The 25,671-nt window shown below is 59.7% G+C and carries 23 protein-coding genes; 3 read left to right on the top strand and 20 right to left on the bottom strand.

Annotated elements, in window-relative coordinates; all coding sequences use genetic code 11:
• Positions 1–28: 28 nt before the first annotated feature.
• Genes J2X66_RS21250 through arnB form a run of 9 tightly spaced genes read right to left on the bottom strand, consistent with a single transcriptional unit; the run spans position 29 to position 10,415 of the window.
• The gene (locus tag J2X66_RS21250; RefSeq protein WP_310268063.1) at positions 29–1,648 is read right to left on the bottom strand and encodes a glycosyltransferase family 39 protein; all 1,620 of its coding nucleotides are present in this window, start codon (positions 1,646–1,648) and stop codon (positions 29–31) included.
• Positions 1,621–3,000, bottom strand: coding sequence for a UDP-glucose/GDP-mannose dehydrogenase family protein (locus J2X66_RS21255; RefSeq protein ID WP_310268068.1), 1,380 nt, complete (start codon positions 2,998–3,000; stop codon positions 1,621–1,623). Before J2X66_RS21255 ends, J2X66_RS21250 begins: the two co-directional genes overlap by 28 nt.
• Entirely contained in the window at positions 2,997–3,398 is a 402-nt protein-coding gene (gene arnF / locus J2X66_RS21260; RefSeq protein WP_310268071.1) for a 4-amino-4-deoxy-L-arabinose-phosphoundecaprenol flippase subunit ArnF, read from the bottom strand. The genes J2X66_RS21255 and arnF overlap by 4 nt, the downstream gene beginning before the upstream one ends.
• Complete coding sequence (gene arnE, locus J2X66_RS21265) at positions 3,395–3,739, bottom strand: 4-amino-4-deoxy-L-arabinose-phosphoundecaprenol flippase subunit ArnE (protein ID WP_310268074.1); 345 nt, start codon at positions 3,737–3,739, stop codon at positions 3,395–3,397. The genes arnF and arnE overlap by 4 nt, the downstream gene beginning before the upstream one ends.
• Positions 3,736–5,385: a lipid IV(A) 4-amino-4-deoxy-L-arabinosyltransferase gene (arnT, locus tag J2X66_RS21270; protein ID WP_310268077.1), complete on the bottom strand. Its 1,650-nt coding sequence runs from the start codon at positions 5,383–5,385 to the stop codon at positions 3,736–3,738. The genes arnE and arnT (J2X66_RS21270) overlap by 4 nt, the downstream gene beginning before the upstream one ends.
• Positions 5,382–6,266, bottom strand: a complete 885-nt coding sequence (gene arnD / locus J2X66_RS21275) for a 4-deoxy-4-formamido-L-arabinose-phosphoundecaprenol deformylase (RefSeq protein ID WP_310268082.1) — start codon at positions 6,264–6,266, stop codon at positions 5,382–5,384. Before arnD ends, arnT (J2X66_RS21270) begins: the two co-directional genes overlap by 4 nt.
• A complete protein-coding gene (gene arnA, locus J2X66_RS21280) occupies positions 6,266–8,257 on the bottom strand; it encodes a bifunctional UDP-4-amino-4-deoxy-L-arabinose formyltransferase/UDP-glucuronic acid oxidase ArnA (RefSeq protein ID WP_027923064.1) in 1,992 nt (663 codons plus the stop codon). The genes arnD and arnA overlap by 1 nt, the downstream gene beginning before the upstream one ends.
• Positions 8,254–9,270: an undecaprenyl-phosphate 4-deoxy-4-formamido-L-arabinose transferase gene (arnC, locus tag J2X66_RS21285; RefSeq protein WP_027923065.1), complete on the bottom strand. Its 1,017-nt coding sequence runs from the start codon at positions 9,268–9,270 to the stop codon at positions 8,254–8,256. The genes arnA and arnC overlap by 4 nt, the downstream gene beginning before the upstream one ends.
• Entirely contained in the window at positions 9,267–10,415 is a 1,149-nt protein-coding gene (arnB, locus tag J2X66_RS21290; protein WP_310268089.1) for a UDP-4-amino-4-deoxy-L-arabinose aminotransferase, read from the bottom strand. Before arnB ends, arnC begins: the two co-directional genes overlap by 4 nt.
• A gap of 385 nt (positions 10,416–10,800) precedes the next feature.
• Here arnB and xerC point away from each other — a divergent pair, with 385 nt between their 5' ends.
• Positions 10,801–11,739, top strand: a complete 939-nt coding sequence (gene xerC, locus J2X66_RS21295; protein WP_050590164.1) for a tyrosine-type recombinase/integrase — start codon at positions 10,801–10,803, stop codon at positions 11,737–11,739.
• Between the two features lie 10 nt (positions 11,740–11,749).
• Here the strand turns inward: xerC and J2X66_RS21300 are convergent, their stop codons facing one another.
• The 10 genes from J2X66_RS21300 to J2X66_RS21345 form a co-directional block, all read right to left on the bottom strand.
• A complete protein-coding gene (locus tag J2X66_RS21300; protein WP_310268092.1) occupies positions 11,750–12,820 on the bottom strand; it encodes an ABC transporter ATP-binding protein in 1,071 nt (356 codons plus the stop codon).
• Entirely contained in the window at positions 12,817–14,415 is a 1,599-nt protein-coding gene (locus J2X66_RS21305) for an ABC transporter permease (protein ID WP_405046799.1), read from the bottom strand. The genes J2X66_RS21300 and J2X66_RS21305 overlap by 4 nt, the downstream gene beginning before the upstream one ends.
• A gap of 3 nt (positions 14,416–14,418) precedes the next feature.
• Positions 14,419–15,432 (bottom strand): iron ABC transporter substrate-binding protein, encoded by a 1,014-nt coding sequence (locus J2X66_RS21310; protein ID WP_310268095.1) that lies wholly within the window; start codon positions 15,430–15,432, stop codon positions 14,419–14,421.
• Positions 15,433–15,751: 319 nt separating this feature from the next.
• Entirely contained in the window at positions 15,752–17,275 is a 1,524-nt protein-coding gene (locus J2X66_RS21315; RefSeq protein ID WP_310268097.1) for a glycosyltransferase family 39 protein, read from the bottom strand.
• Complete coding sequence (arnT, locus tag J2X66_RS21320; protein ID WP_310268100.1) at positions 17,272–19,020, bottom strand: lipid IV(A) 4-amino-4-deoxy-L-arabinosyltransferase; 1,749 nt, start codon at positions 19,018–19,020, stop codon at positions 17,272–17,274. Before arnT (J2X66_RS21320) ends, J2X66_RS21315 begins: the two co-directional genes overlap by 4 nt.
• Before the next feature lie 117 nt (positions 19,021–19,137).
• Entirely contained in the window at positions 19,138–19,761 is a 624-nt protein-coding gene (locus J2X66_RS21325; RefSeq protein WP_310268105.1) for a histidine phosphatase family protein, read from the bottom strand.
• A gap of 245 nt (positions 19,762–20,006) precedes the next feature.
• Complete coding sequence (locus J2X66_RS21330; protein WP_310268395.1) at positions 20,007–20,564, bottom strand: PqiC family protein; 558 nt, start codon at positions 20,562–20,564, stop codon at positions 20,007–20,009.
• Positions 20,565–20,596: 32 nt separating this feature from the next.
• On the bottom strand, positions 20,597–22,255 hold the full coding sequence (locus tag J2X66_RS21335; protein ID WP_310268108.1) for an MlaD family protein: 1,659 nt from the start codon (positions 22,253–22,255) through the stop codon (positions 20,597–20,599).
• A complete protein-coding gene (locus J2X66_RS21340; protein WP_310268111.1) occupies positions 22,236–22,892 on the bottom strand; it encodes a paraquat-inducible protein A in 657 nt (218 codons plus the stop codon). Before J2X66_RS21340 ends, J2X66_RS21335 begins: the two co-directional genes overlap by 20 nt.
• Entirely contained in the window at positions 22,889–23,485 is a 597-nt protein-coding gene (locus J2X66_RS21345) for a paraquat-inducible protein A (protein ID WP_027923076.1), read from the bottom strand. Before J2X66_RS21345 ends, J2X66_RS21340 begins: the two co-directional genes overlap by 4 nt.
• A 227-nt stretch (positions 23,486–23,712) precedes the next feature.
• On the opposite strand from J2X66_RS21345, the gene J2X66_RS21350 reads away from it, so the two are divergent.
• Positions 23,713–24,336 carry a dihydrofolate reductase family protein gene (locus J2X66_RS21350; protein WP_310268115.1) on the top strand — a complete coding sequence of 208 codons (624 nt, stop codon included), beginning with the start codon at positions 23,713–23,715 and terminating at the stop codon, positions 24,334–24,336.
• A 55-nt stretch (positions 24,337–24,391) separates the two neighbouring features.
• Here J2X66_RS21350 and J2X66_RS21355 read toward each other — a convergent pair whose 3' ends face one another.
• Positions 24,392–24,817 carry a hypothetical protein gene (locus J2X66_RS21355; protein WP_310268118.1) on the bottom strand — a complete coding sequence of 142 codons (426 nt, stop codon included), beginning with the start codon at positions 24,815–24,817 and terminating at the stop codon, positions 24,392–24,394.
• A 127-nt stretch (positions 24,818–24,944) separates the two neighbouring features.
• Between J2X66_RS21355 and J2X66_RS21360 the strand changes: the two genes are divergently transcribed.
• On the top strand, positions 24,945–25,625 hold the full coding sequence (locus tag J2X66_RS21360) for a TetR/AcrR family transcriptional regulator (protein ID WP_310268121.1): 681 nt from the start codon (positions 24,945–24,947) through the stop codon (positions 25,623–25,625).
• Positions 25,626–25,671 lie beyond the last annotated feature (46 nt).

Raw genomic sequence — 25,671 nt, forward strand, 5'->3', positions numbered from 1 at the left:
CGCCAACAGCAACTTCCTGTGCGCCGTTCTACGGGGTTTGTTTATGCAGCAGCACGAAATCATTCTTGTCGAATCGCCCGCTCAACACCGGTTGCAAGTTACCCAGCGCAGTGCCCTGCAAGGCGTTGTAGGCGTTCAGGTCCATCATCAACCATGCGGGTCCGGAGAGACTTTGCAGTTCCGGGATCGAGTCAGTAAACAGCGGCTGCAAGTCATGCGGGATATTGACCATGAATTTGATCGCCTTGGCATCTTTGCCCATGCTGTGCAGCACCAATGGCGCCGGCGCTTTTTTAACCTGCTCATAGACGGCAAGGCTGAATATGCGGGTGTCATAGAGCCGACGTTCAACCGGTTCGAACACGCTCATGTACACCGACCACACCGCCAGCACCGCGCAAAAAGCCAGTGTCTCTGCGCGCCAACGGGGTTTGAACAGCGTGGCAAGGGCGATGGCCTGCAACACGCCGAGCAGGATCACGATCGAGCGGATCGACGTCAATTGCTCGGGAAAACGGCGCTGAGCGACCACCAGTCCAACGATCATGAGTATCGGGATCAGCAGCCATAACCCCTGCATCAAACCGCGCAACGCGGCAAACAACCGCCCTTGTGCGACCTGAAACGGATACGCCGCAATAATCGCCGCCATCGGCAACATCGGCAGTAGATAGCGGGCCTTTTTCGCCTGCGGGATCGACAACCCGATCATCACAATCAACCCGGCCGCCACGCAGTACAGCAACAGGCGCCATGCCGGGCCTGCCTGGCGTGTTTGGGTCAGCGCAATCGCCGCCAATGCAAGCCAGGCCAGCGGATAGGCGAGCGCATAGTTGCCCATCGAACTGGTGAAATAATACAGCGCACCGCTGGCGCCTTCGCTGCCGTCCATGCGCCCCATGAACTGCATGCGCACCACGTCTTGCATGAAGGCCGGGCCGCCTTCGGTGTCGGCCAGCCACAACAATGTGCCGATGCTCACTGCCAACAACACGGCCGCTGTCAGGCCGAAGCCGAACAAATGCCGCCATTGGCGATTGAGCAAAAAGTAGCTGCACAGAATGCCTGTGGGCACCACCAGCCCGATCGGTCCGCGCACCCCAAAGCCGAGGACCAACAGAGCAAAAATCAGCCGCCAGCGGCGTTGTGCCGCGAAGTGGTCGGCGGCATACCCCAGGTAAAACACCGAAAACGCGACCGCCGCGAGTATCAGGTCCTGGGACACCGCGCGGGCTTCGGTGATGAACGTAGTGGTCATCAGCATCAAGGCAATGCTGAGCAGCGCCCAGCGTCGGGAGTAGGGCGCCAGCAAGCGGTACATCAGCGTGACAATCACCGCACCCGCCATCGCGCTCGGCAGCCAGGCGCTGAGGCTGTTGACCTGCCCGAATGGCAAGGACAGCAGCCAGATGAATAGCGTCGACAGGGCGGAGTAGTCGGCGTAAGGCTGGCCATAGGTGGTGGGGAACACCGATGGCCCGTTACGCAGCATTTCCTGGGCAAACATCACGAACCGTGAATCGAAACCGATGGCCGCCTGCTGATAAACCCCGGCACTGAACAGGATCAGTGCCAGTAACCCGATGCCCAGGGACTGCTGGCGGGTGGGTGACAGGGTGATCACGCGACGACCGAGTCTGCCGGCCATTGCTGAAGCGGAATCGGCAGGTTGCGTGACTCGCCACGGCCCATCGGGAAGTATTTGAAACCGCTGCGTTCAAGGCGTTCGGCGTCGTACAGGTTGCGTCCGTCGAAGATCACGGGCGCGTTCAGACGCTGTTCGATCAGGTCGAAATCCGGGGCCTTGAACTGTTGCCACTCGGTGCAGACGATCAAGGCATCGGCACCGGTCAATACCGATTCGGGCGTCCCCATGAGCATCAGCTTCGATTCATTCGGATAGAGCTTTTGGGTTTCCTGCATCGCTTCCGGATCATAAGCGCGGACATTGGCTCCGGCGGCCCACAGCGATTCCAGCAGGACCCGGCTCGGCGCATCACGCATGTCATCGGTGTTGGGCTTGAACGCCAGGCCCCAGACGGCAAAGGTCTTGCCCCGCAGATCACCACGGTAGAACGCGTTGATCCGCGAGAACAGTTTGTGTTTCTGGCGCTCGTTGATCGCTTCCACCGCTTGCAGCAGGTCACTGGAGCAGTGCGCTTCCTGGGCGCTGTGAATCAGGGCGCGCATGTCTTTGGGGAAACACGAGCCGCCATAACCGCAGCCGGGGTAAATGAAGTGATAACCGATGCGCGAGTCGGCGCCGATGCCCAGACGCACCGATTCGATGTCGGCGCCCAGGTGTTCGGCCAGTTCGGCAATCTGGTTGATGAAGCTGATTTTGGTGGCCAGCATGCAGTTGGCGGCGTACTTGGTCAGTTCGGCGCTGCGCAGGTCCATGAACATGACGCGGTCGTGGTTGCGGTTGAACGGTGCATAGAGGTCGCGCATTACTTCGCGGACTTCGTCACGTTCGCAGCCAATGATGATCCGGTCCGGGCGCCGGCAATCGGCGACGGCCGAACCTTCCTTGAGAAACTCGGGGTTGGAGACGATATCGAACTGCAACACACGGCCAGTTGTCACCAGGGCCTTGTCGATATGTGCTTGCAACGCGTCGCCGGTGCCTACCGGGACCGTGGACTTCTCCACCAGAATCACCGGTTGTTCGCGATGCCGCGCCACGGCATCACCGACCGACATCACATAGCTCAGGTCCGCCGAACCATCGTCCCGGGACGGCGTGCCCACCGCAATGAACAGCACCTCGCCATGCTGGACGGCCAGTTTTTCGTCGCTGGTGAATTGCAGTCGTTTGGCTTCCAGGCTTTCACGTACCAGACTGGCCAGCCCTGGTTCGAAAATGCTCACGTGGCCCTGTTGCAGCAGTGCGACTTTTTTCTCGTCGATGTCCATGCAGACCACATCATGGCCAACTTCAGCCAGGACAGCTGCCTGGACCAGGCCCACATAACCGCTACCAAATACACTGATTTTCATGACGCACCCCGGAGTTCGGTCGCACGGACTGAACGAGAGTTGATTGTGATGACCCCGAGAATGACCAATGCCACCCCGACGGTCTTGGAAAGGCTGAACGATTCGTGAAACAGCGGCAGGCTGGCGGCCAGCACGTACACCAGCGCGTAGCTGATGCTCAAAAGCGAATAGGCCCGGCCCAGCGGCAAGTCGCGCAGGGCGGCCAGCCAGCAGAGCATCGAGAGGGCGTAGGCCAGGATCGCGGCCAGCACGACCAGCACCGGGACCAGTTCGAAACTGGCGGTCAGCCAGTTTTCCGGTGAGGGTAGGCGGGTCATGCTCCAACGCATGCCCAGTTGCGCCGCGCTGCCCAGCACCACGCTGCCCATGGCGAAACTGATTCCGCGACGCAGGCTCATGCGTGTTGCCCCAGCAGAACCACGCCACCGATCACCAGTGCAACGCCGCACCAGTGCTGGCGATCAATGGTTTCGTGAAAGACGAAGCGGGCGATCAGGGTGACCAATACAAAATTGAGGCTGAGCATTGGGTAGGCGATGCCGACTTCGAGGCGTTGCAACACCAGCAGCCAGACCAGCAAGCCTGACCCCAGCGCGGCGAGCGCCAGCCACAGCCAGGGCGAGCGCAGTTTCGCGCCCCATCCCGAAGCCTGGCCGCGCCAGCTCTCCACGGCGTATTTCTGCGCAATCTGACCCAGGCACGTCAACAGGCACGCGACCAGTACCAGTAGCAGGCTCATGGCGCCTCCTGAGGGAAAATCAGGATCACCAGGTTGCCCTGTTCATAACGTTTACCGTCCTTGGGCAACAATTCGATTTCCTGCAACTCATCCTCACCCTTGACTCGCATTACCACACCGACGGAGCCGTTGCGGCGGGCGTCGCGCATCCACTGCTGAACCTGGCCGATGGTGACCAGCTGCTGTGCGGAGTCAGGATAGGCGAGACCATATTTCAATTCGCCTACCGAGTTGTACAAGGACACATCCGGGTGCTTCATGCGCCAGGCCAGCGCCGATGCGGCGCCAAGATCGTTGCTCAGCAGTTTGCCGGTCTGTGCCAGTTCATCCATGTGATGAAGGATGAATTGGTCGGGGGTCTTGTTGGCGACCACCGAGTTAGGCAGTCCGGCGGGTATCAAGCCGATCAGCAGCAAACTGCCGAATGCCGGTGCAGCCCAGCATTGCAATGGCCTGAACGCTTGCAGCAGATTGGCCATGATCCAGCCGATCAAACCGATGAACACCAGCACCAGGTTGTGCAGTTCGTGGTCGTACAGCGGCTTTTTCAGTTGCAGGTAGACCAAGGCGATCAGGGTCACCAGACCCAACACCAGGTTGAGCAATCCGTTGAGCCCCAGCACCCGTCCCTGTTCCAGCTTCAGCCGGTCAGCCAGTGTGTGACCCAGCAACAAGGCCAGGGGCAGCAGGCATGGCAGGATGTAACTCGGCAGTTTGCCTTTGCTGATGCTGAAAAATACCAGCGGCATCACCAGCCACAGCAGCAGGAAGCCGATGCTGGACTGACGTCGGGTTTGCCAGGCCTGTTTCAGCGCGGACGGTAACAACGCCGCCCATGGCAGACTGAAACCGACCAGCAGCGGCAGGTAGAACCAGAACGGCTCTTCATGCTGGGCGTCCTCACCGGCAAAGCGCTGAATGTGTTCGTGCCAGAAGAAGAAACGCCAGTAATCGGGCTCTTCCGAATGAACCGCCAGCACCCAGGGCAGGCTCACCGCGATGGCCACGACAATCGCCACAGGCCCGTAGGTCAGCAATTCTTTCCAGCGTTTCTGCCAGATCATGTAGGGCAGGGCCACCAGCACCGGCAGCAACCAGGCCAGGAAACCCTTGGTCATGAAGCCCATGCCGCAGGCCAGACCCAGCGCCCCCCAGCTGATGATTTTTTGCCGGCGACCGTCGCTGTCCAGCGCAAACCACAACGCCACCAGACTCAGGTTGACCCATAAGGTGAATTGCGGATCAAGGTTGGCGTAACCGGCCTGACCAGCGATGACGCTGAAACTCATGTAAAGCAGCGCGCATGCAAAACTCTTGCGCGGATCGTTCCACAATCGGCGGGCGATCAGGAAGCACAGCAGCACGCTCAGGCCCATGCTCAGCGCCGAGGCAAACCGCACGCCAAACAGGTTCTGACCGAACAGCGCCTGGCTGGCGGCGATCATCCAGTAACCCGCCGCCGGCTTCTCGAAATAGCGCACGCTCATGAAATGCGGCGACACCCAGTCGCCGCTCAGGAGCATGTGCTGACTGATCTGTGCGTAACGGGTTTCGTCCGGGATCCATAAGCCATGGGTGCCCAGTGGCAGCAGATAACCCAGGACGAAAAGGACCAGCAGCAGGGGGAGTGCCCAGCGTTTGCTCATGCGCCTTGCACTCCCAACCAGCCTTCGCGACCTTCAAGGGTGCCGCGTACGACACGTCCTGTGGGCAAGGTGTTGGGCGCGTCGGGCAGCAGATCGCCCAAGGGCTGGAAATGAATGTCACGCTGGCGCGCATCGGCCAGCAGCTGACGGAAATCGTTGGCCATCAGAATCCCTTCTACTTCTGCGTGAATGGTGTAGACGTTGAGTTTGTCGGGGGAAAAACGGTCAAGAATGAACGCGTTGAAGTCCTGGGCAGTGACCGTCGGGCCAACCACCTCATCGAAGGTCGGCAGGTCCACCGGTATCTGCGGTGCACCCAAACTACCGTTTGCCAGCGTCGGCTGAAACAGGCTCTGACCCCGGCAGTCGCTGTTGTAGCGAAAGCCGAATGCTTGCTTGGCTTCGATCACGCGCTCGTCCGCACGCCAACCGGCGGCGGCCGAACAGTCGACCTTTTTTCCGAGGATGTCGCTGAGCGTGTCGACGCCCTGGCGGATTTGCTCGATCAGTTGCGCGTCGCTCCAGCGTCCGGCATTGGCCTGCCAGCCATGGTGATCCCAGGCGTGCAGGCCGACTTCATGCCCGGCAGCCTGAGCCTCGCGCATCAAATGCCCCAGGTCCCGGCCGATCGGTTTGCCCGGCCAGGCAGTGCCGGCCAGCAAAATGTCCCAGCCGTACAACCCGGCGGCATTGGAACGGAGCATTTTCCAGAGAAATTGCGGGCGGATCAGGCGCCACAAGTGGCGCCCCATGTTGTCCGGCCCGACGCTGAAGAAGAACGTCGCCTTGACCTGCGCTTCGTCGAGGATTTCCAGCAGCCGGGGCACCCCCTCACGGGTGCCTCGGTAGGTGTCGACATCGATTCGAAGGCCTGCCTGCATCAACGCTTGTCCGCGATTTCGAGCATGGCTTCACGAAGGAAGAAGTCCAGCGTGTTGCCGATGGTCTCGCTCATCTCCACGGTTGGCGTCCAGTCCAGCAGACGCTTGGCGTTGGCGATGCTTGGTTTGCGGTGGGACACGTCCTGGTAGCCGGTGCCGTAGAAGGCTTTGCTTTCTACGTCGCGGAAACCGGCGAACGGCGGGAAGTTGTCGCGCAGCGGGTGAGCTTCGAACTGACGCAGCAGTTCTTCGCCCAACTGGCGAATGCTCGCTTCGTTCTCCGGGTTGCCGATGTTGATGATCTGACCGTTGCAGGCGTCGTTTTCGTTGTCGATGATCCGCGCCAGCGCTTCTACGCCGTCAGCGATGTCAGTGAAGCAACGCTTTTGCTCACCGCCATCGAACAGGCGAATTGGCGTGCCTTCCACCAGGTTCAGGATCAGCTGGGTAATGGCTCGGGAGCTGCCGATACGTGCCGAGTCCAGACGGTCAAGACGTGGGCCCATCCAGTTGAAAGGGCGGAACAGGGTGAAATTCAGGCCTTTCTGGCCGTAGGCCCAGATGACGCGGTCGAGCAACTGTTTGGAGACCGAGTAGATCCAGCGTTGCTTGTTGATCGGGCCAACGATGAGGTTGGAAGTGTCTTCGTCGAAGTTGTTGTCCTGGCACATGCCATAGACTTCGGAAGTCGACGGGAAGATCACGCGCTTGTTGTATTTGACGCAGTAGCGAACCAGTTTCAGGTTCTCTTCGAAGTCCAGTTCGAATACGCGCAGCGGATTGCGGGTGTATTCGATCGGGGTGGCAATCGCTACCAGCGGCAGGATCACGTCGCACTTCTTGATGTGATACTCGATCCACTCGGAGTGAATGCTGATATCCCCTTCGACGAAGTGGAAGTTGGGGTGGCTGCGCAGGCGGTCGATGGCGTCCGAACCGATGTCCAGGCCGTAGACTTCGTACTGGTCATCGCGCAGCAGGCGCTCGGACAAGTGGTTGCCGATGAAGCCATTGACGCCGAGGATCAGCACGCGGGTGCGACGTGGCTTGCGACCGGATTCAGCCCCGCGCAGGACGGAGCCGTCGACCAGACCCAATTCGTTGGCCAGTTGCGGGCCGCTCAGGTACAGACCGTTGTCATTACGCTGACCGGCGGTGATCACCAGCGAGTCTTCGCCGCAGGCGATACGCAGTGGATCGACGCTGATCACACGGCCCGGCGCCTGACCTTCATTGCCCTTGGCCACTTCGGCGCTCCAGACAATCAGCTTGTGCTCGCCCACGTCGCAGAACGCGCCCGGGTACGGCTGGGTAACCGCACGGACCAGGTTGAACAGTTCTTCAGCGGGTTTCTTCCAGAACAGTTTGCCGTCGGCGGCGGTGCGGCGACCGAATACCGTGGCTTTGGACTCGTCCTGAGCCGTTTCGGTGACTTTGCCTTGCAGCAGTGCAGGCAGGGTGTCGCGCAACAGGTCGGCCGCGGCTACACGCAATTTGCCGTGCAGGGTGAGCGCGGTGTCGCTGCGTTCAATGGCAACCTTTTGCTGGGCGATGATCGCGCCGGCGTCGGCGCGCTTGACCATGCGATGCAGCGTCACGCCGGTTTCGGTTTCACCGTTCACCAGCACCCAGTTGGCCGGGGCGCGGCCTCGGTAGCGTGGCAGCAACGAGCCGTGCAGGTTGAATGCGCCTTTGCGGGCGGTGGCCAACAGCGGCTCGGTCAACAGGTTGCGGTAGTAGAACGAGAAGAGGTAATCCGGGTTGAGTTTGGCAATGCGCTCGATCCACAGCGGATGGTTGGCATCTTCAGGGGCATGCACCGGGATGCCTTTTTGGGCACACAACTGCGCAACGGAACCGTAGAACGCGTTTTCTTTCGGGTCATCGGCATGAGTGAACACGGCGGCAATTTCAAAGCCGGACGCGAGCAGGGATTCGATACCGGCACAGCCAATATCGTGGTAGGCGAAGACAACAGCTTTTGCGCTCATGAGAGAACCTGATCTGAAGTGGAAGTGAGGCCGTCAACGGTGACAACGGGAGCGGGTGCGGCGGGTTGGCTACGCAAGACTTTTTCGACAAAGAAGCGCGGGCGGGCGCGGACGTCGCTGTACATGCGTCCCAGGTACTCGCCCAGCAGGCCCATGCCGATGAATTGCCCGCCGGTGAAGACGAAGAGCACGGCGAACAGCACGAACGAACCGTCGCCAGCCCATTCGGCGCCGAACACCAGGCGCAAGAAGATCAAGGTCATGGCGAACAGCACGCCCAGGCCGGCCATGGCGAAGCCGACGATGCTCAGCAGGCGCAACGGCGTGGTGGTCATGCAGGTGATCAGGTCGAACATCAGGTTGACCAGGCGCATGGGGCTGTACTTGGATTCACCGTGTTCGCGCTCGGCGTGCATCACCAGGATTTCCGTGGTGTGCCGGGCAAAACTGTTGGCCAGGATCGGGATGAAGGTGCTGCGTTCGCGGCAGGCCAGCATCGCGTCCACGATGGTCCGGCGATAAGCACGCAACATGCAGCCGTAATCGCTCATGGCAACGCCGGTCGAACGCTGCACGGCCATGTTGATCAGTTTCGACGGCCAGCGACGCAGGGCCGAGTCCTGACGGTTGTTGCGCACAGTGGCGACCACGTCATAACCGAGTTCGGCCTGGGCCACCAGTCGCGGAATTTCTTCAGGCGGATTTTGCAGGTCGGCATCGAGCGTGATGACGACATCACCTTTGCAGTGTTCGAAACCGGCCATGATTGCCGCATGCTGACCATAGTTGCGGTTGAGAATGACCGCGACCACCGGGCTGCCTTCACGACTGGCGGCTTCTTCGAGGATTTGCGCCGAATTGTCGCGACTGCCGTCATCCACCAGCACGATTTCGTATTCATGGTGCAACTGTGCACAGGCCGCTTCGGTACGCCGCAGCAACTCGGGCAGGCTGTCCTGCTCGTTGTAGACCGGGATAACAACCGACACGCAACGGATTGGGTAAGGTTTCACTGAGATCTGTCCATAACGTTTTCAATGGCATCGACCACACGATTGACATCATCGGCGGTCATGTCGGGGAACAACGGGATCGAACACAGCCGCGCCGAATTCCATTCGGTGTTGGGCAAGTAGATGTTCGGGAACCGCTGACGATAATACGTGTGCAAATGTGTGGCAATAAAGTGGATGCCAGTGCCTATGTTCTGCTCCTGTAAGCCCTTCATGAACGCTTCACGGTCCAGGCCGCAACGCTCGGCGTCGATGCGCAGGATAAACAGGTGCCAGGCGTGTTGTTGCGGGTAAGTGGGTATCGCCAGCGGTTGCACGGCGCAGCCTTCCAGGCGTTGCAGGTAGGTTTGAGCGAGCTGGGTGCGCTTGGCGTTGATCTCTTCAAGTCGCTCCAGTTGCACCAGGGCGATGGCGGCATTGATGTCGGCCAGGTTGTATTTGAAACCCGGTTCAATCACTTGCGCCTGCGGTTTGCGGCCGCCAGTCAGGCGGTCATAGGCGTCGACGCCGAGGCCATGAAACTTGAGCATGCGCACCCGGTTGGCCAGGGCTTCATCGTCGCTGACAAACATCGCGCCTTCAGCGCAGGTCATGTTCTTGATGGCGTGAAACGAGAAGATCGCCGTGCCCTTGGAACCGACATGACGACCTTTGTAGTAGGTGCCAGCGGCGTGGGCGGCGTCTTCGATGACAGGAATACCGTGTTTGTCAGCCAGCGCATACAGCGGGTCGAGATCGAAAGCGGCGCCCGCGTAGTGCACCGGAATGATGGCTTTGGTGCGCGGGGTGATGGCGGCCTCGATGCTGTCCAGATCGCACATCAGGGTGTCGCGGTCGACGTCGACGAACACCGGCGTCGCGCCCAGCAGGCAGATCATGTTGGCGGTGGACACCCATGTCTGGGACGGGGTAATGACTTCATCGCCCGGCCCGATGCCCAAGGCCAGCAAGGTGATGTGCATGCCACCGGTGGCCGAAGAAAGTGCGACGGCGTGGCGGCATCCGACATAGTTGGCGAACTGCTCTTCCAATTGTTGGTTTTTTGGCCCGGTGGTGATCCAGCCGGAGCGCAATACTTGCTCGACGGCTGCAATTTCTTCATCGCCGATACTTGGGCGGGAAAAGGGGAGAAACGCCTGACTCATGGGCACCTCGGGCTGGAATTGGACAAAGATTGATACTGGATGTGCTGGATCCAAGGCAAGCGTAGTCGATAAAAAATAAGCTGCTTCAATTGGTTACACCGAAAGTGTGACAAATCGCATTAATTGACTTTTTCTGTTCCGGTCGGCACGTTGGAGGCCTGTGGGGGACAGTCGCAGCTCATTGAGGGTATGCGCAATTTCGTGAAAGGAACATGAAAACCCGGTCGGCAAATCATTTATCTGAGAGCCATACAGGCACTGTTCAGACTCCTGCCGTTCATCGTGGGTTTTAGAAGAAAAGTCCTACGGAAGTCCCCGCTTTAGATGAGGAATGTTTCAATCCTTAGTTGTTTTACTGCAGTGTTTTAACTGAAGGCCGTTTCGTTTGACTGACTTACCTGTTACCCATCCTGTTGCTTCAAAGACCAACCCGTTGACGGTCTACCTGGCCCGGCTCGCGCCCTCCAGTCAGCTGACCATGCGTTATGTATTGCAGGATGCCGCCGACCGGTTGGGCTTCGAAGACATGAACATCGAGGAAATTCCCTGGCATCAGCTGCAGCCAGAAGATGTCATTGCGCTAGTCGCGGCGTTGCGCGAAGACGGCTATGCGCCTAACACATCTTCGTTGTATGTGAACGCAATCCGCGGGGTAATGAATGAGGCGTGGCGCATGAGCTTGATCAGCCAGGAACACCTGCTGAAAATGCGCTCGGTCAAAGGCATTGCCGGCACCCGATTGTCGCAAGGGCGCAACTTGCGGCGCACGCTGATCCAGGAGTTGATGGCGGTGTGTGCCGCCGATCCACGTCCACAAGGGTTGCGGGACGCGGCGATCATCGGGATTTTGTACGGTTCGGGGATGCGCAAGTCCGAATCGGTAAACCTCGACCTGTCGCAGGTCGATTTTGCCGAGCGCAGCCTGCGGGTGACGGCCAAGGGCAACAAGCAATTGATCAAGTATGCGCCGGCCTGGGCCTTCGCCAAGCTGGAAGCCTGGCTCGAGTTCCGCCGATCACAGCTCAAGGAAGGCGAGGTGGATGACCCGTTTCTGTTCAACCGCATTCGCCGTGGCAGCCATATCACCCGTGAGCGCGTGACCAAACATGCGATCTATTACATCGCGCGCCAGCGCGGTGCCGAAGTCGGGGTCAAGATCATGCCGCATGATTTTCGCCGTTCATTCATCACCCGCGTGATTGAAGAGCACGATTTATCGATCGCGCAGAAACTGGCGCATCACAGCAACATCCAGACCACCGCCAATTACGATGTACGCGACGACAACGAGCGGCGCCGCGCAGTGGATCGCTTTGATCTTTGACGCATCGCTGTCAAACGTCGCTGAACACGTGGGCATGGCCGATGGTCGAGACGTGAACCGCGCTGCCGGCAGGGGGCGCATACATGCCTGAGCTGCGAACCGTTAATGACCGTCCTGTCAGTTCGCCGGCAGTCGGGGCTTCCAGCTCGACGGTCAATGTGCAGGTATTGCCGCTGAAATCCCGGTCGGTGACCATCGCGCGGCAGCCGGTAGCCTCGGTGGGACTGGGCTGGGCGCTGACCAGTTGCAGTTGTTCGGGACGTAGCATGATCTGCGCGGCACTGTTGTTGCGATGGTTGTTCACCGGAATCCGGCCGAGGTCGCAATGGGCCCAGCCGGCTTCGATGCGGGCCGGCATGACCACCGCATCCCCGAGAAACAGCGCGGTCTGTTCGTCGTTGGGGTAGCGGTAAAGATCCAGGGGATGGCCGGACTGCACCAGCCGACCGTCGCGCATCACTGCCAGTTGATCGGCAAACGACAGCGCTTCGCTCTGGTCATGGGTGACCAGGATGGTGGTGACGCCGGCATCGGACAGCAGCCGGGCGACCATTTTGCGCATTGCACCGCGCAGGCCGGTATCGAGGGCGGAAAACGGCTCGTCCAGCAGCATCAGGCGCGGCTGTTGCGCCAATGCCCGTGCCAGCGCCACACGCTGTTGCTGGCCGCCGGAGAGTTCATGGGGCCAACGATTGGCCATGTTCGCGTCCAGAGACACGCTGTCCATCAGCTCGGCGATACGCTCGTTTTTTTCGCTGCCCTTGCTCGCAAGCCCGAAACCGATATTGGCGGCCACGGTCATGTGCGGGAACAGGGCGCCGTCCTGGGGCACGTAACCAATCAAACGCTGATGCGCCGGCACCTCGTGGGTCTCGTCGACGAGTGTCTGGCCGTTGAGTGAGAGCCGGCCGGTGTCCGGGAATTCGAAACCGGCGATCATCCGCAACAGGGTGGTCTTGCCTGAACCGGACGGTCCGACAATCACCGTCCGACTGCCGGCGGGTACCGACAGGTTGATGTTTTCCAGCGCCTGATGGTCGCCGTAAGACTTGGAAATGGCATGCAGTTCAAGAGCGTTCATCGGCCAGCCGTTCGTTTGGATTGGTGATAAAGAAGTCCGGTCAGCGGAAGCGACAGCAGGATCATCAACAGGGCATAGGGTGCAGCGGCGGCATAGTCGATTTCGCTGGTCATGGCCCAGAAGCCGGTGGCCAGGGTGCGCGTACCATTGGGCGCCAGCAGCAGGGTGGCGGTGAGTTCGTTGGTGATCGCCAGAAACACCAGCGCAGCGCCAGCGGCGGCCCCCGGCGCGGCCAGGCGCAGGGTAATCAGCCACAAGGCCCGCCCCGGCGAGCGGCCGAGGCTGCGCGCGATGTTTTCCAGCTCCACTGGTGCCTGGGCAATACCGGCCCTTAGACTCACCAGGGCCCGGGGCAAGAACATCAGCAGATACGCCAGCAACACGGTGATCGTGGTCTGATAAATCGGCCGGGCAAAATGGATGGTGAACGTGACCAGGGCCAACGCCACGACAATCCCCGGCAACGAGCTGGTGATGTAGTTGCAGCTTTCCAGCACCCGTTGCAGTCGACCCGGCGCGCGAATCGACAGCCAGGCAATCGGGATCGCGGCGCAGGTAGTGAGGGCCGCGCCCGCAGCGCCTAACAGCAACGTCTGTTGCAGCGTCGGCAGCAGATCGTCCAGTTGCCAGACTTGCGTGCCCCCCGCAATCAGCCACTTGCCCAGCGTGATCAATGGCACGCCCAGCGCCAGTGCGCAGGTGATGCCTTGCAGGAGCAGGCCGAGCGCGATATTCCGTGAGCCCAGACGCACCGTCCGCTGAGAGCGTGCGCTTCCTGAGCCGACCCGGGCATAACGCGCCGTGCCGCGAGCAGCGGATTCGGCGGTGAGCATCGCCAGGCAACACAGGGCCAGCACACTGGCCAACATGTTGGCGGCAGGGCCATTGAAGGTGGATTTGAACTGGTCGAAGATCGCGGTGGTGAAGGTGTCGAAGCGGATCATCGCGTACAGGCCATATTCGGCGAGCAAATGCAGGCCTACCAACAACGCACCGCCGCAAATGGCCAGGCGCAGCTGCGGCAGTACCAACCGAAAGAACACCGCCCACGGTTTGAGTCCCAGCGATTCGCCGACGTCTTCGATGGCTGGATCGAGCCGGCGCAGGGTGGCGGCAATCGGCAGGTACAGAAACGGGAAGTAGGCGATGACCGAGACCAGCACGCCGGCAAACAACCCGTGGATCGGTGGCACCAGGCTCACCCACGCATAGCTGTGGACAAAGGCCGGCACCGCCAGCGGGGCGGTGGCCAGCAGTGACCATGTGCGTCGGCCCGGCAGATTGGTGCGCTCTGTCAGACAGGCCAGCGCCAGGCCCAGCATCACGCACAACGGAATGGTGATCACCACCAGCAACACGGTGTTGATCAGCAGTTCAGCGACGCGAGGCCGCAAGACCAGCGGCACGATGGCCGCCCAGCCCGTTTGAATCGACACGCCGATGACGAAGGCAATCGGCAGCAGCGACAGGAGGGCGATCAGTATGGACAAACCGATCACCCACACGCCGCCGCGACCTGTGAAGACGCCACGGGAGCGTCGTCGCAAGTTCGAGGGCATCGCCGTGGCGATAGCCCCTGGGAGGGTTTCAGGAATCAATTAGAGCAGTCCCGCCTGAGTCATCAACTCCACGGCTTTTTTGCTGTCGAGTTTTGAGGCATCGACTGCTGGCGCATCGAGCTGCTGCAAAGGCACCAGTTTAGGATTGGACGGTGCGTTCTTGCCCACGGCGTATTCGAACGATTTGCCGGTTTCGAGGACTTTCTGGCCTTCCTTGCCGGTGATCCACTTCAGCAGTGCCTGTGCTTCTTCTTTGTGTTTGCTAGAGGCCAGGACGCCGCCACCGGAGACGCTGACAAAGGCACCCGGATCTTTATGCTTGAAGTAGAAGAGGGCGGTGTTCTTGCTGTTTTCACCGGTCTTGGCCTGATCGCCGAAGCTGTAGTAGTGATAGATCACACCGCTGTCGACCTGGCCGGCGTTGACGGCCTTGAGCACGGCGCTGTTGCCACGGTAGGCGGTGTAGTTGGCTTTCATCCCCTTGAGCCACTCAAGGGTGGCGGCTTCACCCTTGAGTTCCAGCACAGCGGCGACGATGGCCTGAAAATCGGCACCGGCAGGCGAGGCGCCCCAACGGCCTTTCCAGTCGGGCCCGGCGAGGTCCATCAGCGATTTCGGCAGATCGGCTGCAGGTAGTTTGCTCGGGTTGTAGACGAATACCGTGGAGCGCGCAGCGATTCCGACCCATTTGCCATGCGCCGGACGATAAGCCGCATCGACTTGCTCCAGCGTGGTCGGCGCGACCGGTGCAAACAGGCCCGCGTTGTCCACCAGCACCATGGCCGGGGAGTTCTCGGTCAGGAACACGTCGGCCGGAGAAGCGGCGCCTTCCTGAACGAGCTGATTGCCCATCTCGGTGTCGTCGCCGTTACGTACCGTGACTTTGATCCCGGTTTCCTTGGTGAAGCCCTCGACCCAGGCTTTGGTCAGACTTTCGTGTTGAGCGTTGTAGACCACGATGCCGTCGGTCTCAGCGGCATACACATGCCCGGCGCTGATCAGTGCGGTGGTCAGCAGTGCGGTTTTGAGAAACGCAGGGAAAGAGGGCGTCATTCCGGGGGCAGCTCCTGTTCTTTCTTGGTGGTCATGCATGGCGATCCGCTAGCAAATCAATGCGAATCATTTGCATGTTTTGAATGGCAGGGAATGTAGAACGTAAAATGAGAAAAAAACGTCAAAGAAACCGTTAATACATGTCATTTTCATTCAGATTAGCAGCCCTCAACGGCTTGCCCGGCAGAAATTCGTTTCGCACACCTTGTTGTGAGCAACCGGCGGGCAGCCGCTGATGTGTAAATAGTGGCGAAAGGATAGTACCGCTCTCAAAGGCACGCCGGGAAGCGCGGCCCGGTGGTTCAATTTTCGTTGTGGATCAGTCGGGAATAAACGCCACGCTCTGGTCTTCGCGGGCGTGAAACAGTCGTTCGCCGTTGGTGGGCGTGGTGGTGATGACCTGGTGGTCGGCACTCAGGTAGTTCAGCGGCAGCGCATCGCCGTTGCGGTACTGCGCGACAACAATGGTAAGTTGCGGATTCCAGTGCTGGCCACTGGTGCGGTCCAACCAGGCCATCAGCGCGTCGGTGTCGCCGGTGCGCGGGAAGTCGTCGGTTTGCTGTACGTAATAAAACGTTGGGCCACCGGTTTGCAGGTACATGGGCACTTTGTTATCGACATCGATCATCACCATGCGCCAGTGATTCAAGGGAGCCCGTTTGCTGGCCTCGAGCTTGACCCTGTCACCGAAGTCCATCACGCCGCCACCGCTGTTGGTCCAGGGATACAGCACGCCAAGCACGGCCATTAGTGCGACGGCACTCACTCCGAAGCCGATCTTCAAGCCGCGACTGAGCAACGTGCCGACCACGTTGCGTTCAGCCATGCGTCGGGTGATCCACCACGCTCCCAGCAGTTGCGCGAAGGGCACAAGCGGCAGCACGTAGTAGCTGCGTCGACTGCCACTGGCAGTGAAAAACAACATCAGCAACCCCAGGCCCCAGAGCAGCCAGCGGGTATTGGGCTCGACACTGCGCCAGTTGCGCAACGCGACCCAGCACGCCAACAGCCAGCAAGGCGCCCACGGCAAGGTGTAGACGGGGAGGTAAAGCAGGTAGGTGTAAATCGGGCCGATGTTATCGAACGGCTGGAAAAACCGGACGACGTTCTCGCGCAACACCAGGCCCAGGCCACTTTCGCCATAGGTTGGTGCACCGTAAACATGCGACAGCATGAACGGGGTCATGTAGAAAACGCCGGCAATCAGCAGTGCCGCACACAGCCGCAGATTGAGGTGGCGTTTCCAGCGTCCTTCCTGCACCAGATGCGGCAGCAGCAACAATCCCGGCAGGATAAAACCGATCAAGCCTTTGAACAGCGAGGTCAGGGACAGCAGCAGGAAAAACACCAGGTAACGACCGACGCGGGTGTCGTCCGGTCCGCGCCAATACCACCACACCGCCGCCAGCACGCCGCAAACCGTGAGGATGTCGGCCGTGGCCACCCGTGCCCAAAAGACAAAATAGAAGGTGGTCGCCAGCATCCACCCGGCAATCAAACCGGTGCCTTTGCGGAACAGCTGCTCGCCGATCAGGTACACCAACCACACGCTCAGCCACGCGGCGATCACCGAGGAGAGGCGCAATGACCAGTGGTTCAGACCGCCGGTCAACCAGGCGGAGGCCGTGATCAACCAATAGGAGGGCAGCGGTTTGTCGTAATAGGCCCCACCTTTGAGGTAGGGGTCGAAATAGTCACCACTTTGCAGCATCTGCAACGCGATATTGGCCCAACGTGTTTCCGCGCCCCATAACTCACGGGTGCCTAGCCCCAACAACAGAATCAACGCGGTAACGCCCAGCAGCAGCGTCAACCGGCCCTTGTCACGGGTCCAGAATTTCATGAGGGGTTTCCAGTCGGCACTTTGTCAGAAACGCTGTCAGGGCCGGTTTTCGGAAATATCAGGATCTGCAGATTGCCTCGCTCATAGCGCACGCCGTCGATAGGCAACAGCTCGACCTCCTGCACTTCCTGAACGCTGTTCACCCGCATCACCACGCCTACCGCGCCTTTTTTTCGTGCCTCGGCCATCCACTTGGCGACGCTGTCCTTGGTGACTTTGCGTGAGTCCATGGCCGGGTCGGCGAGGCCGTATTTCAGCTCGCCAACGGTATTGAACAGGTCGATTTGTGGCCGCTTCAAACGCCAGGACAACGCCGAAGCCGCCCCCAGATCGTTACTCAGCAACGAAGAGGTTTGCGCCAATGCATCAAGGTGCTCGGCGATAAACTGGTCCGGCATCTTGCTGTTGACGATCTGCGAAGGCATGGCGGCCGGCGCTAACGCGACCAGCAGCCAGATACCGACGGCGGGCATCGCCCAAAACGTCAACGGCCGCATGACTTGCAAGGCGTTGGAAATGATCCAGCCGACCAACACGATAAACACCAGGGACAGGCTGAACATCTCGGTGTTTGGGTAGATTTCCTTGGTGGTCTGGACATAAAGCAAGGCGATCAACGCGGCGGTGCCCACGCTGATGTTGATCACCCCATTGATGCGAATTGAACGGCCCCGACCCAGATTCAGCTGCTCCATGACCGTGTGCCCGATCAGCAGGGCCAGCGGCAACAGGCACGGCATGATGTAGGTCGGCAGTTTGCCGCTGCTCAAGCTGAAAAACGCCAATGGCAACAATAGCCACAACAGCATGAACGCGATGGCGGGTTGGCCTTTTTGCTTCCACGCGTTGATCAACGTGTTGGGCAGCAATGCCGCCCACGGCAGGCTCGACGCGATCAGCAGCGGCAGATAAAACCACCAGGGTCGTGCGTGCTGCGCATCATCGGCGGCGAACCGGCGCACGTGTTCATTCCAGAAGAAGAAGTTCCAGAAGTCCGGCTCCCGATGCTGGATGGCGAGCACCCATGGCAAGCACACCGCGACAGCGACCAACACGGCTAACGAACCGTAACGCAGCAATTCGCCCATGCGCCGTTGCCAGATCATGTAGGGCAGGGCGATCAACACCGGTAACAGCCAGGCGAGAAAGCCTTTGGTCATGAAACCCATGCCACAGGCAAAACCCATCACCGCCCACGCGCTCACCTTGTTTCGAGACGTTTGGCCGTCGATGGCAAACCAGAGCGCGACCAGGCTCAAGTTGACCCAGAGCGTGAATTGCGGATCAAGGTTGGCGTAACCGGCCTGACCGGCAATCAGCCCGAAACTCATGTACAGCAATGCGCAGGCCGCGCTTTTGCGTGGATCGTTCCAAAGCCTGCGGGCGATCAGGTAAGTCAGCCAGACACTCAGCCCGGTACTCACAGCCGAAGCAATCCGCACGCCGAACAGGTTATCGCCAAAGATCGCCTGACCGATGGCGATCATCCAGTAGCCGGCAATAGGCTTTTCGAAGTAGCGGATGCCCATGAAGTGCGGCGCGACCCAGTTGCCAGTCAGGAGCATCTCCTGACTGATCTGGCCGTACCGGGTTTCGTCGGGGATCCATAGCCCGTGCGTCATCAGCGGCAGCAGGTAAAAAACCACAAACGCCAATAACAGGCCGGGCACCAGCCAGCGTTCAATCGGGACGCGAGCGCTGGCTAGCTGATCCGTAGAATGGGGTAATGGGTTATGCGAAGTCATGACTCGTCCTTGCCGTAATACCGCAAGCGGGCAGCGTGGGTGTCGAAGTTCAATGGACAGTGGGACAACTCAAGTCGAGTCGGTGGCTACTGATGGCTGTTGGCGAGTCGCCGTTGTTTATTTCCCCTGCACTGCGTTCCAGTCTTCAGGATTAATAATGCCCAGCACTTGGAGTTGCCCATTAGTGTCAATACGCAGGAACAGTGAACTGCCGTATTCACTCTTGGCCGCATGCGGGAAACCGGTCTCGGCCAAGAAGTCGCCAATGCAGCCACTGTGAGAGACCAGCACCAGATTGCGATGGGCCTGCTTGTGCGCGACCACGTCGTTGCGCAGCGTTTTGCCACAAGTGACCAGCCACTCCTGTGTCTTGGGGTCACTGCCGAACATGGCGTGCGACGTTTGCATCGTGCGCGTGGCCGGGCTGCTCAACACATCGGTTTGCGCCATGCCCAGGCGCGTGAAGTGCTGGCCGACCGCCGTGGAGGACTCGTTACCGAAGCGGGTGATACCGTCCGCCGACCCCAGGCAAGGGTTGTTGGATTGGTCGCACCGCTCGGCGTGACGGACCAGCGCTACGACTTCGCCGGCCTGCCAGTCTTGAAAGAGTTCAGCCTTGGCGGCGCTATCGGCACTGGCCAGGTGAGTGGGCGATTTCGGCCACAAGACAAAACCCGTAACGACTGCAGCAACCACCGAGGCAGCGATTAGTGAGGCCAGTTTCACTGTGCGCGAAGTCATGTTTTGTTCGTTATCTGAAGTAAGAGAATTACGAGCAAAACTAGAGCCGATCAGGTAGCGGAGGAGTGAAACAAATGTGAAAAAATTGCTCAGGGTGTGAACGCTGTTAACTTAGTCAATTATTGAGAATCCTTATCGCTTCCTCGGTACCTGTCACGACTTTTGACGTGTCAAAATCAAACCATCCTGTAATGCTTGGTTCAGCGGTAACGGAGACACCGCTGAACAGTGTCCAGGCATTAAAGTCAGGAGGACGGGCAACTCTGTCGTGTGCTCCTGGCCGCCTGCCCGATCAGTGCAGCCAGGCGTTTGACGTTGTTCTGCTGGGCGGCAACCAGATCTTCAATGCTCGCGCCTGAAGGCGTTTGCAATGTACTGCGGCAGGTGAGTGACGCCCCATTGCCTTCGCCGGTAACGCGCAGGCGCCAGGTCGCGTCAATCAGCCCATATTGCCCGGGAACCAAATCAAAGCGTTGTACATCTATGCGCAATGACAACTTGCGCGGGGGATTGGCGCTCGCCAATTGATCGATCAGGGCACTTCGAAACTCATCGCCCAGCGACGCCCCCCACCATTCGGTTTCGAGCAGCACCAGGCCGCTGTTACCTTGGCGAATCACCACCTGCGGCCGGTCGACCTGCGCCGGCACACTGAGGCTCTCAATCTCGATGGACACCGCACTATTGTGCGCCGAGCCCCCGGTTTGAGGCGGCATCAGGGTGTGATAGTGAACAGGATCACTGCGGCAAGCCACGAGCAGTAACAGCGCAGTGACCAAGGTGAGCTTTGGCGAAAAACCCATAGATGTTGCTCCTTTCTTCTGCGGCCCGGTCATTATTTCAGGTCCTTTGCCGCGGCATTGTCAGGTCGACCACGAATCAGCGATTCCGGATGGCGGCCCAGGTAATCCGTCAGTTCACGCAACGATCGCGACGTACGTGAAAGCTCATCCAGGGTCTGTCCCAGTTTTTCCCTTTGTGGCGAATCTTCGGCAATGGTGGAGTTAGCCGATTGCAGGGTCGTATTGGCCGACTGCAGGGTCTTGCTGACTTCCGACAGGGTGGTATCTACGCCTGGCAGTGTCTTGCCGTTGAATTTCACCAGCCCTTTGCGCAGTTCCACAAGGTTGCTGTCGAGGTTGTCGGCAATGCGCTCCACGGGCAGCTTGTTGATTTTGCTGATCATGGCTTCGAGTTTTTCCTGCAACTGTTCGAGGCTGCCCGGCACCGTTGGAATCATGACCGGGCGCGCGGTGGGATCGAAGGCCACTTTTTCCGCTTTGGGGTAAAAGTCCAGGGCGATGTACAACTGGCCGGTCAGCAGGTTGCCGGTACGGGCCTGGGCACGCAGACCGTTGTCGATGAAGGTACCGATCATCCGTACGCCAGCCGCTTCGTCATTGGGGTCATGATTGAGCGCCTTGATCATTTTGGTGTGGGCCTGACCCAGGCGCTGCGGGTAGATCACAATGCCGACGTTGACCGGGAAAGTACGTTTTACCGGGTCAAAATCCAGGTTGACCGACACCACCTTGCCGATTTCCATGCCGAGAAACTCCACCGGCGCATCGACCTTGAGCCCGCGCATGGCCTGATCGAAACGCAGGCCCAGGAACTGCGCCTTGCCATTGGGCGGGGCGAGGGCGGTTTGCTGATCTTCAAACAGCTCGTAGGCATACTCTTCGGCGGCCGGTTTGTCGTTGGGGTTGTAGTCCGGCGCGCGGAAGGCGATACCGCCCACCAGCATCGCGGACAGCGACTCGGTCTTGAGCGCAAAGCCGTTGGCGCCGACGCTCACGTCCACACCGCTGGCATTCCAGAATCGGGTGTTTTCGGTGACGTACTGGTCATTAGGCGCATGGATGAACAGGTCGATGTTTACCCCTTTCCCGTCGGGGTCCAGCGCGTAGGCCACCACCTGGCCAACCGGAATCTTGCGGTAGTAAACCGGCGAGCCGATGTCCAGCGAACCCAGGTCCTGTGTATGCAAGGTGAACCGCTTGCCCGGCTCGCCATAGGTGATCGGTGGCGGGTTTTCCAGACCTTTGAAGGTTTTCGAGCGGCCATTGGCCTGGCCAATGTCGGCGCCGATATAGTCCCCGGACAGCAACGTATCAATGCCCGAAACCCCGCCGGCACCGATACGTGGCCGCACGACCCAGAATTGCGAGTCTGAACGGGTGAAACTTTCGGCTTGTTTGGTCAGTTTGATCGTGGCGTTGACATTCTTCTGGTCGTTACTCAGCTCTACATCAGTGACCTGGCCGATCACCACGTTGCGGTATTTAACCTCAGTCTTGTTGGCCGTCAGGCCAGAACCGGTCTTGAACGTGACGGTGATGGTCGGCCCTTCCTGCAAGATGCTGTGGACCACCAGTGACAGCCCGACCAATACCGCAACAATGGGCACGATCCAGACCAGTGAGAGGCTGCGACCGGTCTTGACCGGAGCCTGCCCGGGGGTTTGAGGCCCTTCAGTGGCTTGCGACTTCATCCATGACCTCCTCGTTTTGTGGGGTTTCCCGCTTTTTATCCCAGATCAGGCGCGGGTCGAAACTCATCGCCGCCAGCATGGTGAACACCACCACCAAACCGAAAAACAGAATGCCCGGGCGCGGTTCAATGTCGGCCAGGGCTTGAAACTTCACCAGCGAGGCCACCAACGCCACCACAATCACATCGAGCATCGACCAGTAACCGATGATCTCGACGAAGCGGTACAGTTGCGACCGCTCCTTGCGTGCCCACAGGCTCTCGCGCTGGACGGTCACCAGCAGCATGGTCAGGGCCACGAACTTGATGCCCGGCACCGCGATGCTGGCGATGAAAATGATCAGGGCAATATCCCAGGCACCATGCTGCCAGAATTCCAGGACACCGCTCATGATCGTGCTGTCGGCGCCATTGCCGACCATCTTGGTGTTCATCACCGGCAACAGATTGGCCGGCACGTAAAACGCCAGGGCGGTGAACATGTAGGCCCAGGTGCGGGCCAGCGAATTGGATTTGCGCCGGTGCAGCGGCGCACCGCAGCGCTCGCATTCGTGGGGCTCACCGGTCATGTCGCAGGCCATGCCGCAGCTATGGCACAGGCAGAGGTTGAGGTCGCTGGCGACCGGGGGTGTGTTCATAGAATGTCCCACAATTCACGGATATCGCGCCCGGCGATGCGGATCATCATCAGGCTGAGCACGGCCAGGGCAAACAGGCCGATGCCGGGCAGCACGTCGAGCAATCCGGCCAGTTTGATCACCGCGACCATGGCGCCGAGCAGACAGACTTCCAGCATGCTCCAGGGCCGCAGGGATTCCAGCCAGCGCATGCAAAATTTGAAACCGGGGGAACGTCGGTGTGAGAGGGCAAAACCCAGGACCCAGATCAGCAGCAACAGCTGGAAAATCGGCGCGATGATCATTGCAATCGCGGCGACCATCGCGATGAACGTGATCGGCCCCAGGCTCAGGGCCAATACCGAATCCCACAGGGTTGCGCTGTTTTTCAAGCCTTTGAGGCTGATGCTCATGACCGGATAGAAATTGGCGAAAATCCACAGCACCAACGCCGTGAAGGTCAACGCCAGTCGTTGCTCCACCGTCAGGCCGTTGTAACGCTGGAGCACGCCGCCGCAGCAGGTACACAGGGTTTTCTGGTGTTTGGCGAGCGTGACTTTTTCATACACAGAGTCGCAGTGCTCGCAGATGATCAATTGATCAGTATTCGCCATGGGCCAAGGCTCAACAGTAGGCAGGAAGTTCAGAGCACCTCCTCAATATAGAAGTGCCTCGCAATTGAGCAAATCGAAATTCAAAACGATGCGGTATCGGTGGACCTTCATCAGGACGACGTACTGTCGATTTCGCAATGGCTCGTTCGACTATCTGTCAGGGAATGAATCGGCGGGTACGCTGCGATCCCCGGAATTCCCGATACGTGCACTTACAGGAGAAGACCATGCGCAAGCTCACCGTTGCCGCTTTCCTGAGTCTGGATGGCGTCATGCAAGCCCCCGGCGGCCCAGAAGAAGACACCAGCGACGAATTCCGCTTTGGTGGCTGGATCGTGCCCCACGCCGACAAGGTCTCTGGCGAGGCGATACAGGACCTGTTTTCTCAGCCGTTCGAGTTGCTGCTGGGGCGTCGCACCTACGACATCTTCGCGGCGTATTGGCCGCGGCAAAAGGCCGATTCCCATAGCCATTGTATTGCTGACCTGTTCAACCGGGCGCCGAAGCATGTGGCCACGCATCACCCAGATACGCTGGAATGGCAGCACAGTCGTGCCTTGGAAGGAAACCTTGCCGATGCGATACGTTCGCTCAAGCAACAGGACGGTGCCGATCTCTTGACCCAGGGCAGCGGCGATCTGGTGCGCCAGCTGCTCGCCGCCGGATTGGTCGACGAACTTCGGTTGATGACGTTTCCCGTCATGCTGGGGCGCGGCAAGCGCTTGTTCGACGACACGGCGCAGGCTTCGGCTTTCACATTGGTGAATTCGATCAGCACGCCGGCCGGTGTGTTGATCACCCGGTATGTGCGGGACGGGGAGGTGCGCACCGGTACGTTTGATAATGAATAGCGGCCGGCGGCAGAGGGCAGCGTATCGATACGCTGCCCAAAAACCGGATTTCGCTTTATGACAGCCGCGACTCGCCAGTCGCGTTGGTCAGCCGCTCGGCAGTGACACCCATGCGCGAAAACACCTGCCACACGAACAACAGCACGCTGGCACCCACAAGGAGTGATGCGACGGCAATCAATGGCTCGACTGACGGCCAGCCTTTAAGGCGCAGCGCCAACGCGCCCAGCATCACCGGGACGGCAACGTTGTAGGTCCAGAACTGAATTGCCGCAATTCGGCCTTCGGTGATGGACGGGTGCACCGCGCCGATGATTCCGAACAGGGCCATCGATACCCATCCCAACAGATTGATATGGGCATGTACCGCGTAAAGCGAGTGGTCGCCGGAAGCGCCCATCGCCACACCCAGCATCACGCCAATGGCAAAGTAAATGGCAGCGAGCCGAAACCAGGTCCGCGAACGGGGGTTGTGATTCATGGCATTCACCTCATGCGCCCTGCGGCGCGCTCAGTTGCTGAAATCGATTGTTTTATTCACCGTCGACAGCGTCCTTGCCCTGCATCTATTATGAGACTTATGTCTCATAAGAAGACGGAGTATCACCGTGCCAAAAAAGAAGTCAAGCCCGTCGGTCCGCGAGTCTGATTCGCAAGGCCGCGCCAACCAGAGGCTCCGCACACGACAAGCGCTGCTCGATGCCGCAGTCGCCTTGCGCGACGAGGGCCACAACCCGACGGTCGCGCAAGTGGCCGAACGCGCCATGGTTTCGCGCGCTACAGCGTATCGCTACTTTCCGTCACCGGAGGCGTTAATCAGCGAGACCGCCACCGACCGCGACATGACTCCGCTGAAGCAGCTCTGGCAGCCGGGAGACGATCCGGTAAAGGGCATGGGCCTGGCTGCGAACGCGTTGAACACACTGTTGATGGAGGACGAGATTGGCCTGCGCGTGATGGAGCGTTCGTTCATGACCGTGTGGCTCGATAGTGAGTCCCGCGACACGCCGCTGCGGCCGGGTCGACGAATGAGCTACATCGAGCCGATTGTCGATTCGCTGAAGGACGAACTCTCACCCCAGGCGCGCAAACGCCTCAAGCAGGCGCTGTCGATCGTCATGGGCACCGAGGCGATGATCGCCGTGCGCGATATCAGTGGCGCGAGCGTCGAAGAATCACTCGACGCCGCCGCGTGGGCGGCTCGGGCGCTGGTTCGTCAGGCGCTGGCGGAGGATGAGTCGGCGCGACGAAAACGCAAAGTTGTGCCGGCGGGTTCGCAGAATGGATAACTACTGCTGGCCGAACAGCCATAACAGACTTCATCTCCTTCTGTGG

This window comes from Pseudomonas sp. 3296, assembly GCF_031456615.1.
In the GTDB taxonomy this organism is placed as follows: domain Bacteria; phylum Pseudomonadota; class Gammaproteobacteria; order Pseudomonadales; family Pseudomonadaceae; genus Aquipseudomonas; species Aquipseudomonas mucoides.